This is a genomic window from Pseudomonas sp. NS1(2017), assembly GCF_002269425.1.
GTDB classification, from domain to species: domain Bacteria; phylum Pseudomonadota; class Gammaproteobacteria; order Pseudomonadales; family Pseudomonadaceae; genus Aquipseudomonas; species Aquipseudomonas reactans.
Genome location: NZ_CP022960.1, coordinates 5,324,600 through 5,336,204, shown reverse-complemented (window position 1 = coordinate 5,336,204; position 11,605 = coordinate 5,324,600). Strand labels below are relative to the sequence as shown.

6 protein-coding genes and 1 pseudogene are annotated in these 11,605 nt (G+C 63.5%); 6 read left to right on the top strand and 1 reads right to left on the bottom strand.

Going from position 1 to position 11,605, the window contains the following annotated elements; translation table 11 throughout:
- Positions 1-1,075, bottom strand: a pseudogene (locus CI807_RS24840) (type IV secretion protein Rhs); the annotation flags it as partial.
- Positions 1,076-1,300: 225 nt separating this feature from the next.
- On the opposite strand from CI807_RS24840, the gene lexA reads away from it, so the two are divergent.
- From lexA to uvrA, 6 genes are all read left to right on the top strand, one after another.
- Positions 1,301-1,918: a transcriptional repressor LexA gene (gene lexA / locus CI807_RS24835; protein WP_095016639.1), complete on the top strand. Its 618-nt coding sequence runs from the start codon at positions 1,301-1,303 to the stop codon at positions 1,916-1,918.
- Complete coding sequence (gene imuA / locus CI807_RS24830) at positions 1,918-2,532, top strand: translesion DNA synthesis-associated protein ImuA (RefSeq protein WP_016980372.1); 615 nt, start codon at positions 1,918-1,920, stop codon at positions 2,530-2,532. The genes lexA and imuA overlap by 1 nt, the downstream gene beginning before the upstream one ends.
- Before the next feature lie 7 nt (positions 2,533-2,539).
- The gene (locus CI807_RS24825) at positions 2,540-3,952 is read left to right on the top strand and encodes a DNA polymerase Y family protein (protein WP_095016638.1); all 1,413 of its coding nucleotides are present in this window, start codon (positions 2,540-2,542) and stop codon (positions 3,950-3,952) included.
- The gene (locus tag CI807_RS24820; protein WP_256578620.1) at positions 3,949-7,140 is read left to right on the top strand and encodes an error-prone DNA polymerase; all 3,192 of its coding nucleotides are present in this window, start codon (positions 3,949-3,951) and stop codon (positions 7,138-7,140) included. Before CI807_RS24825 ends, CI807_RS24820 begins: the two co-directional genes overlap by 4 nt.
- Positions 7,141-7,249: 109 nt before the next feature.
- Positions 7,250-8,962: an ATP-binding protein gene (locus CI807_RS24815; protein ID WP_095017619.1), complete on the top strand. Its 1,713-nt coding sequence runs from the start codon at positions 7,250-7,252 to the stop codon at positions 8,960-8,962.
- Entirely contained in the window at positions 8,959-11,478 is a 2,520-nt protein-coding gene (uvrA, locus tag CI807_RS24810; RefSeq protein ID WP_095016637.1) for an excinuclease ABC subunit UvrA, read from the top strand. Before CI807_RS24815 ends, uvrA begins: the two co-directional genes overlap by 4 nt.
- The last annotated feature ends 127 nt before the right edge of the window (positions 11,479-11,605 follow it).

Sequence of the window (11,605 nt, the reverse complement as noted above, 5' to 3'; positions counted from 1 at the left end):
GCACATCCGGAATCGTCCGAATCGGCGTCGCCGGGCTACCCAGCAACATCGGTTTGGCCGCTTCGACATGCGCGTCCAACCGAGGCCCGACCAGTTGCTCAGCCAACTTCTCCAGCCATGTACGCGCCCGACCGGATTTGATATGCCCTAGCACCTGGGCGCCAAGGCGTACCGTCACACCCATGCCCGCCGTTGCCCAGATCAGCACGAGGCTGATCAGGATCTCGCCAGTGATTTCGCCCATCACCTCGTGCATGTCCTGCGGCGGCAACATCCGAATCCAGCTGCAAATCGCCGACACATAAATGAACAGCAGCGGCTCATCGCTGAGCACCAACAAGCCTTTCGCGATGGACTCGCTGCCCAGTTTCAGCAGCTCATCCAGCTCGGTTTGGGACAGGTAGTGCAGGAGCTTTTCGCTGTTGGGCTTGAGGTCGGCCAGCAGGTCGCACAGTTGGGTGAGGTTGTCCCAGAGGTTGTAGAGCGCCTTGCCCATGCCGCGTAGAAACGCCGTCTCCAGCATTCTGCGTTGATCAAGCGGGCTCGCATCGGTGTAGTCTTTCCACAGCGCCTGGAAGGTACCCGTCCACTCGTTGCGCAGACGGATTTCCAGTTCATCGATCACCGTCTGATAAGACGCATACAGCGCCTTGACGTGATCCTTGGAAACATTGGGATAGAAGCTGATCCGATACTGCTGGTTGCGCTCACACTCATCGATTTTGAGAATGCCACTCGGGCCGATGGTCTTGTGGATCGGCTCGCCCAGTGGGCCGCCGTTGGGGTCGACGCGTTGCAGCATCACCGGTGTGTTGCCGATGGGCACGAATCGCGTGCTCTGGAACATATGCACCAGGGTCAACGTGCCGTTGGCCTGGCAGGTAGCGGTGGTGGTGCTCGGGTAAAGAGCGCGGTTGATCGGCGCGACCAGTGCTACTTCATCCCCGACCTTGAAGACCTGCTCGACATCCAGCGCCGAAAAGCTCCAAAAGCTCGATGCCCAATCGTCAAAGGTATTCAGGCATTCCCGGAAGTCGCGAAAGACAGCCTCGACATCGACCGTCTTCACCTCCATTGGGGTCAGGGCGAGCCTGCCAATAGCCGGGTTCAAGCAACAGCTCCAACAACAAGAAAATCCATCCGCAATCCCTCGCACTGTGTATTCAGGCGAGGGACTTTGCAGAGGTTCTCAGAGGAGGGGAGTAGAGGTTATCCGGTGGTTATGTGGGACGTTTCGACAAGCCTCATCGTCCCCTACGCGACTAGCGGCTATTGTCAGAAATTTCCCACAGGAGTACAAATGTACTCCATGACGACTCTAACCCCCCGCCGTACCGCCATCCTGACCTTTATCCGCGACCGCATCGCGCAGCAAGGCCAGCCTCCCAGTCTCGCCGAGATCGCCGAGGCGTTCGGCTTTGCCTCGCGCAGCGTGGCGCGCAAGCATGTGCTGGCGCTGACGGAAGCCGGGTTTATCGAGGTCAACCCGAACCAGGCGCGCGGTATTCGCCTGCTCAATCAACCGAAGCGTCCGGAATGGCTGGATGTGCCGGTGCTTGGCCGTGTGGCTGCTGGTTTGCCCATCGGTGCCGATGCGGAGGTGCACAGCCGCCTGCAACTCGACCCGTCGACCTTCGCGAAAACCCCGGATTACCTGTTGCGGGTGCAGGGTGATTCGATGATCGAAGACGGTATTCTCGACGGCGACCTGGTGGGCGTGCGCCGCAGTGCCGAGGCCTTGAACGGGCAGATTGTGGTGGCGCGCCTGGACGGTGAAGTGACTATCAAGCGTTTCGAACGCCATGGCGACAGTGTGCGTTTGCTGCCGCGCAACCCCGCGTATCAACCCATTGTGGTCGGGCCCGATCAGGACCTGGCGATCGAAGGGGTGTTCTGCGGCTTGGTGAGGCAAGGCTGATGGGCGCCGTGGTTGCACTGGACACGCTGTTCAATGGCGGGCGTGTCTGGAAAGGCCGGCCCGCCGCGCCGCCGGCCAGTGTGTATCCCACCGGGTTGGCAGCGCTGGATGCGGTATTGCCCACGGGCGGCTGGCCGGAGGCAGCCTTGAGTGAAATCCTCATGGCCAAGGAGGGGGTGGGCGAACTGCAACTGGTGCTGCCAACCCTGGCCCGTTTATCAAAGGCGGGCGAGCGCATTGTGTTGGTGGCGCCGCCCTACACGCCGTATCCGCATGCCTGGCAGAACGCCGGGGTGGACCTGCGCCTGCTTTCGGTGATCCAGGCCGAGGAGCGCGATGCCTTGTGGGCGGTGGAACAATGCCTGCGTTCCGGCAGTTGCGGTGCGGTGTTGTGCTGGCCACGCAAGGCCGATGACCGCGCGCTGCGGCGCCTGCAAGTGGCGGCGGAAACCGGGCAGACCCTGGCTTTTGCCTGGCGGGCCTTGAGTGAGGCGGTCAATTCATCGCCTGCCGCCTTGCGCCTGGCCGTGGAGGCCAAACCTGCGCAGGTGCGGGTGCTCAAGTGCCGGGGCGGCCTGGCCCATCCGGCGCCGATTGCGCTGGCGGGGCATTGAGGTTGCCATGCGCTGGGTGTGTATTGTCTTCCCGCAATTGGCGCTGGACGGGGTGCAGCGTGTGCACCCTGAGCCTGAGCAACCCCTGGTCTTGCTGGCCGGCACGCCGCAACGGCGTGTGCTGCAAACCGTCAACGATGCCGCCCGTGCTCTGGGCCTGCGCCCCGGCCAATCCCTGACGGCGGCGCATGCCCTGGCCAAGACCTTTGCCAGCGCCGAATACGATCCCGCCGAGATCGAACGCTACCAGCAGTTCCTTGCCGCCTGGGCCTACCAGTTCAGCTCGCAGGTCAGCCTGTATTATCCGCGTGCCTTGTTGTTCGAAATCGAGTCGAGCCTGGGGCTGTTCGGCCCATGGCCGCGCTTCGAAGCGCGCTTGCGTAGAGAGTTGACCGAACTGGGTTTTCGTCACCGAATCGTCGCTGCGCCCAACCCGGCGGCGGCGCGGGTGCTGGCAAATATCGATGATGGCCTGGCAGTGCAGGATGACGGCTTGATGCAGGCCCTGGCGCCGCTGCCCGTCGACCGCGCCGGCCTCGACCCGCAGGCCGCCACGGCTTTGTCGCGCATGGGCCTGCGCACATTGGCCCAGGTGCAGGCGCTGCCTCGGCATACCCTGGCACGGCGCTTTGAGGCCGGCCTGCTCAAGCATCTGGATGCACTGGCTGGGCAGCGGCCGCTGGCCTTGGCGTTCTACCAGCCGCCGGACCGGTTCGATGTGCGTATCGAGCTGAATTTCGACGTGCAATCCCATCAGGCGCTGCTGTTTCCGTTAAGGCGTTTGACCGGCGATCTGTCCGCGTTCCTGTGTGGCCGCGACAGTGGCGTGCAGCGTTTCGACCTGCATCTTGAGCACGCCCAGGCGCCCGACAGCGTGATCAAGGTCGGCTTGCTCAGTGCCGAACGCGAACCGGCGATGCTGTTTGAATTGGCCCGTGGCCGTCTGGAGCAGGTGCAAGTTACCTCACCGGTACGCGGCTTTCGCCTGGTGGCCCAGGACCTGCCGGTGTTTGTGCCCCAGCGCCAGGACCTGTTCGACGACCGCCCGCAACAAACCCTGCCGTGGGAGCAACTGCGCGAACGGCTGCGTGCCCGCTTGGGCGATGAGGCGGTGCAGGGCTTGCGCTTTCACGCCGACCACCGTCCCGAATGTGCCTGGCAAGCGACAGCGGATAAAACCCCGTGCCCAACCTTGAACACAGTGCAGCGCCCCGGCTGGCTGCTGAACGAACCGACCTTGCTGGGCGAGCAGGGCGTGCAGATCCTCATGGGCCCGGAACGCATCGAGTCCGGCTGGTGGGACGGCGCTGATGTCCGCCGCGACTACTACCTGATCCAGACTCGCGCCGGCCAGCAAGGCTGGGCCTTTCGCACCGTGGGGCAGGGCGAAGGTTTATGGTTGCAAGGCTGGTTCTCATGAAAACCCCCACAACGCTGACATCCCCCTGTAGGAGCGAGCTTGCTCGCGAAAAACGCCCAGGCAACGCGTTCATCCAGAGCCCCCGTGTCATTGTTAACGACCTTCGCGAGCAAGCTTGCTCCTACAGTGAGCTGCACTGCCTGTCCAACTTCAGCTTCCAGCGCGGCGCCTCCAGTGCGCTGGAACTGTTCGAACGCGCCAAGCGCCAAGGCTACAGCGCCCTGGCGATCACCGACGAATGCACCTTGTCCGGCATCGTGCGCGCCTGGCAGGCGGCGAAGGCGGTGGAGCTGCCGCTGATCATTGGCAGCGAGATGCGCATCGACAACGGCCCGAAACTGGTGCTGCTGGTGGAAGACCTCAGCGGCTACCAGCACCTGTGCCGCTTGATCACCCTGGCCCGACGGCGCGCTGAAAAAGGCCGCTATCGCCTGCTGCGCGAGGACTTCGAGCAACCGCTGCCCGGCCTGCTGGCGCTGTGGGTGCCCGAAGACAGCGACACCCAGGCCGATATCCAATGGTTGTGCCGAACCTTCGCCGAACGCCTGTGGCTGGCGGTGCACCTGCACTGCGGCCAGGACGATGCGCGTCACCTGGAGCAACGCCTGAACCTGGCCGCCAGCCTGCACATCCCGGCGGTGGCGTGCGGTGATGTGCACATGCATGCGCGCGGTCGGCGTGCCCTGCAAGACACCATGACCGCCATTCGCCATCACGTCCCGGTGGCCGAAGCCGGTACGCGGCTGCACCCCAATGGCGAGCGGCATCTGCGCAGCCGGGAGGCGTTAAGCGCGCTGTACCCCGCGTCGTTGCTCGACGAAACCCAGGCCATTGCCCGCCGCTGTACCTTCGACCTCAGCCAATTGCGCTATCACTATCCGCGCGAACTGGTGCCCGCCGGCCACAACGCCAAGTCCTGGCTGCGCGCCGTCACCGAAGAAGGCATCGCCAAACGTTGGCCGCAGGGTGTCGACGCCAAGACCTTGCAGCAGATCAACAGCGAGCTGGAACTGATCAGCGAGTTGGGCTATGAAAGCTACTTCCTCACGGTGCACGACATTGTGCAGTTCGCCCGCAGCCGTTCGATCCTGTGTCAGGGGCGCGGTTCGGCGGCCAACTCGGCGGTGTGTTTTGCCTTGGGCATCACCGAGATCGACCCGAGCCTGACCAGTATGTTGTTCGAGCGTTTTCTCTCCAGGGAACGCAATGAGCCGCCGGATATCGACGTGGACTTCGAGCACGAACGCCGCGAAGAAGTGCTGCAGTACGTGTTCCAGCGTTACGGTCGCACCCGCGCGGCACTGACGGCAGTGGTCAGCAGTTACCACGCGTCCGGCGCGGTGCGTGATGTGGCCAAGGCCCTGGGGCTGCCGCCGGATCAGATCAACGCCCTGGCCGACTGCTGCGGGCGCTGGAGTGACGACGCGCCTCCGCTGGAGCGCCTGCGCGAAGGCGGCTTCGACCCCGACAGTCCGATTCTGCGCCGCGTGCTCACGCTCACCCAGCAATTGATCGGCTTTCCCCGGCACCTGTCCCAGCACCCTGGTGGCTTCGTGATTTCCGAATACCCGCTGGACACCCTGGTGCCGGTGGAAAATGCCGCCATGGCCGAGCGCACCATCATCCAGTGGGACAAGGACGACCTCGACGCCGTCGGCCTGCTTAAGGTGGACATCCTGGCCTTGGGCATGCTCAGCGCGATCCGCCGCTGTTTCGACCTGCTGCGCCGCCATCGCAACCGTGACATGAGCCTGGCGTCGGTGCCCAAGGAAGACCCGGCCACCTACGCGATGATCAGCAAGGCCGACACCATTGGTGTGTTCCAGATCGAGTCGCGGGCGCAGATGTCGATGTTGCCCAGGCTCAAGCCGCAGACGTTCTATGACCTGGTGATCGAGGTCGCCATCGTGCGGCCGGGGCCGATCCAGGGCGGCATGGTGCACCCGTACTTGCGACGGCGGAACAAGGAGGAGGCAACCACTTATCCTTCGCCGGAACTGGAAGTGGTGTTGAAACGTACCCTGGGTATCCCGCTGTTCCAGGAACAGGTGATGCAGATCGCCATGGTCGCCGCCGACTACAGCCCCGGTGAAGCCGACCAGTTGCGCCGCTCCATGGCCGCCTGGAAACGCCACGGTGGCCTGGAGCCGCACCAGGCGCGCCTGCGCACCGGCATGCTGAAAAACGGTTACACCGAGGCCTTTGCTGCGCAGATCTTCGAGCAGATCAAGGGCTTTGGCAGCTATGGCTTCCCCGAGTCCCACGCGGCCAGTTTCGCCTTGTTGACCTACGCCAGTTGCTGGCTCAAGTGCCATGAGCCGGCGGCGTTTGCCTGTGCGCTGATCAACAGCTGGCCCATGGGTTTCTACAGCCCGGACCAGATCCTGCAGGACGCGCGGCGCCATCGCTTGCAGATCCGCCCGGTGGACGTGCAGGCCAGCGACTGGGATTGCAGCCTGGAGCCGATCGACGGCGCACAGCCGGCGATCCGCATGGGTTTGCGCATGATCGCGGGGTTTCGTGAGGAAGATGCGCGGCGCATCGAAACCGCACGCCAGCGCCGGGCGTTCAGCGATATTGCCGACCTGGACGCGCGTGCCGGGCTGGATGCACGCGCCCAGGCACTGCTGGCGGATGCCGGCGCCTTGCGCGGCCTGGCTGGCAACCGACACAAGGCGCGTTGGGAAGTGGCCGGTGTACACAAGCAACTCGGGCTGTTTGCCGGCCTGCCAAGCCCGGACGAAGATGTGGTGGAGTTACCGACGCCCACCGTGGGCGAGGACCTGCACGCCGACTACGCCACGGTCGGCACCACCTTGGGCCCGCATCCATTGGCGTTGTTGCGGGCGGAACTGCGCAAGCGGCGCTGCCGCAGTTCCCAGGAGCTGATGGCGGTGGAGCATGGGCGCAATGTCAGTGTCGCCGGGTTGGTCACCGGTCGTCAGCGTCCCGGCACGGCCAGCGGGGTGACCTTTGTCACCCTGGAAGATGAATTCGGCAACCTCAATGTGGTGGTCTGGCGTGACCTGGCTGAGCGTCAACGCCAGGCATTGGTGGGCTCGCGGTTGTTGAAAGTGGACGGTCGCTGGGAAGCGGTGGGCGAAGTGCGGCACCTGATTGCCGGGCGCCTTACCGACCTGACGCCATTGCTGGAAGGCATCCATGTGCGCAGCCGGGATTTTCATTAGGGGCAGTGGCTTCTGCGGCCATTACCCCCTAAGTTATACAAGATGAAACCATCCGGCCCTGGTGCGCTCCAAATTTTGCGGCTGTCCTTTCTTTGCGCAGAGTTCAATGATGCAGTTTTTATCCAACCCCCACGGCTGTGAAGGTTGGGCCGGAGAAATGGCCCAGCGGATCCGCGCCTTCGATTGGGCGACCACCGACCTGGGCCCTATCGACCAATGGTCCACCAGCCTGACTTGCACCGTGCAGATGATGCTGGCGTCACCCGTACCCATGGTGATGCTGTGGGGCCAATGGGGGTACATGATCTACAACGACAGCTACTCAACCTTTGCCGGTGGCCGCCACCCGTACCTGTTGGGCACGCCGGTAGAGTTGGGTTGGCCGGAAGTCGCCGAGTTCAACCGCCATGTGATGGATACCTGCCTGGCCGGCGGCACCCTGTCGTTCAACAACAAGGACCTGGTGCTGCTGCGCAATGGCAGGCCGGAAACCGTGTGGCTGGACCTGTATTACAGCCCGGTTGCCGGCGACAACCAGCAACCCGCCGGGGTGTTGGCGATTGTGGTGGAGACCACCGAACTGGTGAAATCCGAGCAGGTGCGCCAGGAACTCACGCATAACCTGGAGCAACGGGTCGCCGCCGAAGTGCAGGCGCGCTCCGCTGCCGAGGACCAATTGCGCCAGTCGCAGAAACTCGAAGCCATCGGCGGCCTGACCGGCGGCGTGGCCCACGACTTCAACAATCTGCTGCAAGTGATCGCCGGCAACCTGCATTTGCTGGCCCGCCACGAACCGGACAACGTCCAGGTGCAACGCCGTGTCGCCGCGGCCATTGCGGCGGTGGAGCGCGGGGCCAAGCTGTCTTCGCAGTTGCTTGCGTTTGCGCGTCGCCAACCCTTGTCGCCAGCGGTGTACAACCCGCAACGCATCTACGCGGGGCTTGGCGAACTGCTGCAACGGGCGCTGGGGGAAACCATCCATATTGATGTGCAATTGCCCCAGGACTCCTGGTTTATCAACGTCGACCGCAACCAGCTGGAAAATGCGCTGCTCAACCTGGCGATCAACGCCCGGGATGCCATGCAGGGCGAGGGCGTGATTCGTATCACTGGCGAGAACATCATCCTCAATCCCGACGACTGCGCGGGTAAAAGCATCAAGCCCGGTGAATATGTGCGGCTGGCGGTGATCGACACCGGTGTCGGCATGTCCGAGTCCACGCTGAAACGCGCGTTCGAACCCTTCTTCACCACCAAGCGCGAAGGCCATGGCACCGGCCTGGGCCTGAGCATGGTGTTTGGTTTTGTGCGCCAGAGCGGCGGGCATGTGGAGATGTGGAGCGAGGAGGGCAAGGGTTCTGTGGTGCAGATGTATTTCCCCCACAGCCTGGAGCCGGAAAGCCTCGATGTGCATATCGACCAGATCCCTCAGAGTGGCGGCCAGGAAACGATTCTGGTGGTCGAGGACAATGAAGGCGTGCGCCTGACCGTCGTCGAGCTGCTTGAACAGTCCGGCTACACCGTCCTCACGGCCGATGACGGCGACCAGGCCATGCTAAAGCTGCAAGCCGGTTTGCAGCCGGAGCTGATCTTCACCGATGTGGTCATGCCTGGCCGCGTCAAAAGCACCGACCTGGCCGACTGGGCCCGCGTGCAGAACCCGCCGGTGGCAGTGCTGTTCACCTCCGGGCATACCCGTGACATTCTCTCCAGCAATCATCTGCTGAGCGCCGACATTCATCTGCTGAGCAAACCCTACAGCCCCGACGCCCTCACGCAACGGGTGCGCAGCGTGCTCACCGCCCGACAAGGTTGTCCATGACTTCACAGCGCAACATCCCTGCGATCACTGCCCAGCCAAGCGGTTTCGTCCGCGTACGCGGCGCCCGCGAACACAACCTGCGTAATGTCGATGTGGACATTCCCCGGGATGCCCTGGTGGTGTTTACCGGGGTGTCGGGGTCCGGCAAGTCGTCCCTGGCGTTTTCCACGGTGTATGCCGAGGCGCAACGGCGTTATTTCGAGTCGGTGGCGCCGTATGCGCGGCGGCTGATCGACCAGGTCGGCGTGCCGGACGTGGACAGCATCGAAGGACTGCCGCCCGCCGTGGCCCTGCAACAGCAGCGCGGCACGCCGAGTGCACGCTCGTCGGTGGGCAGCGTGACGACGCTGTCGAGCCTGATCCGCATGCTGTACTCCCGTGCCGGCAGCTATCCGCCAGGACAGCCGATGCTTTACGCCGAGGACTTCTCGCCAAACCTGCCCCAGGGCGCGTGCCCGCAATGCCATGGCTTGGGCCGTGTGTATGAAGTGACCGAAGCGTTGATGGTGCCGGACCCTTCGCTGACCATCCGCCAGCGCGCGGTGGCGTCCTGGCCATTGGCATGGCAAGGCCAGAACCAGCGGGACATTCTGGTGACCTTGGGCTACGACGTGGATATCCCCTGGCGTGATCTGCCGAAAAAGCAGCGCGACTGGATCCTGTTCACCGAAGAAACTCCCACCGCACCGGTCTACGCCGGCTTCACGCCGGAACAGACCCGCGACGCGCTCAAGCGCAAACTGGAGCCGAGCTACCAAGGCACTTTCATGGGCGCCCGGCGCTACATCCTGCACACCTTCGCCCACACCCAGAGCGCGCTGATGAAAAAACGCGTCTCGCAGTTCATGCAGGGCAGCGCCTGCCCGCTGTGCGAGGGCAAACGCCTGACCAAGGCCGCGCTGTCGGTGAAGTTTGCCGGGGTGGACATCGGTGAGTTGTCGCAGTTGTCGTTGGCGCAATTGGCCGAGTTGCTGCGGCCGGTGGCGGCGGGGCAAGACAAGATGAAACTATCGGTGGAAAAACGCTTGGCTGCCCAGCGGATTGCCCAGGATTTGCTGGAGCGGGTCAGCACGTTGACCGAGTTGGGCCTGGGTTATTTGTCTTTGGAACGCAGTACGCCGACCTTGTCGTCCGGGGAGTTGCAGCGGCTGCGTTTGGCCACACAACTGGGCTCGCAGTTGTTCGGCGTGATTTACGTGCTGGATGAGCCCTCGGCGGGCCTGCATCCGGCGGATGGCGAGGCGTTGTTCACTGCGCTGGAGCGTTTGAAAGCCGCGGGCAATTCGTTGTTTGTGGTGGAACATGACCTGGAAACCATGCGCCGCGCCGATTGGCTGATCGATGTCGGCCCGGCCGCCGGCGAGCATGGCGGGCAGGTGTTGTACAGCGGCCCGCCGGGGGGGCTGGCGCAGGTGCAGGCGTCGCAGACCCGTGAGTATTTGTTTGCTGACAAGCGTGCATCGGAGCACGCGCGCCGCGAGCCGACCGGATGGCTGAAACTGCAAGGAGTGACGCGCAATAATCTCAAGGAGCTGAACGTCGATTTCCCGCTGGGCTGCTTCACGGCGGTCACCGGGATTTCCGGATCGGGCAAGTCCAGCCTGGTCAGCCAGGCGTTGCTGGAACTGGTGGGCGCCGGGCTTGGGCGCGTGGTGGAAAATGACGAAGAACCGAGCCTGGAAGACGACGCGCCGCAAACCAGCGGCGGGTACATCAAAGCCGGGCTGGAGCACATCCGCCGTCTGGTGCAGGTGGACCAAAAACCCATCGGCCGCACACCGCGCTCGAACCTGGCGACTTATACCGGCCTGTTCGACAACGTGCGCAAGCTGTTCGCGGCCACACCGGCGGCGAAGAAGCGTCACTACGATGCCGGGCAGTTCTCGTTCAACGTCGCCAAGGGGCGTTGCCCGAACTGCGAAGGGGAAGGTTTTGTCAGTGTCGAGTTGCTGTTCATGCCCAGCGTGTATGCGCCGTGCCCGACCTGTCATGGGGCGCGCTACAACCCCGAGACCCTGGCGGTGAAATGGCAAGGCTTGAGCATCGCCCAGGTGTTGGGGCTGACGGTGGAGCAAGCGGTGGACGTGTTTGCCGAGCAGCCGAGCGTGCTGCGTTCGTTGCAGGTGTTGCGGGATATCGGCTTGGGCTATCTGCGTCTGGGCCAACCGGCCACTGAGCTGTCGGGTGGTGAAGCGCAGCGCATCAAACTGGCGACTGAGCTGCAACGCAATGCGCGGGGCGCGACCCTGTATGTGCTGGATGAGCCGACCACCGGGCTGCATCCACGGGATGTGGACCGCTTGCTCAGCCAGTTGAATCACTTGGTGGACGCGGGGCATACGGTGGTTGTGGTGGAGCATGAGATGCGCGTGGTGGCGCAGAGTGACTGGGTGATTGATATTGGGCCGGGGGCGGGGGATTTGGGGGGGAAGGTGGTTGTCAGTGGTACGCCGCAGAAGGTTGCGAAAAGCAAGGTGAGCCGGACTGCGCCGTTTCTGGCTCGAGAGCTGGTCTAGCTGGTGATTTTGAGCAAATGTGGGGGGTGTGTTGGTGTACATATCCGTTGTTTAGGTAACGGCCGCCTATGGTTCCGCCCTTACGCCGGGTCACTTTTGGAAAAGAGCCCCAAAAGTAACCAAAAGG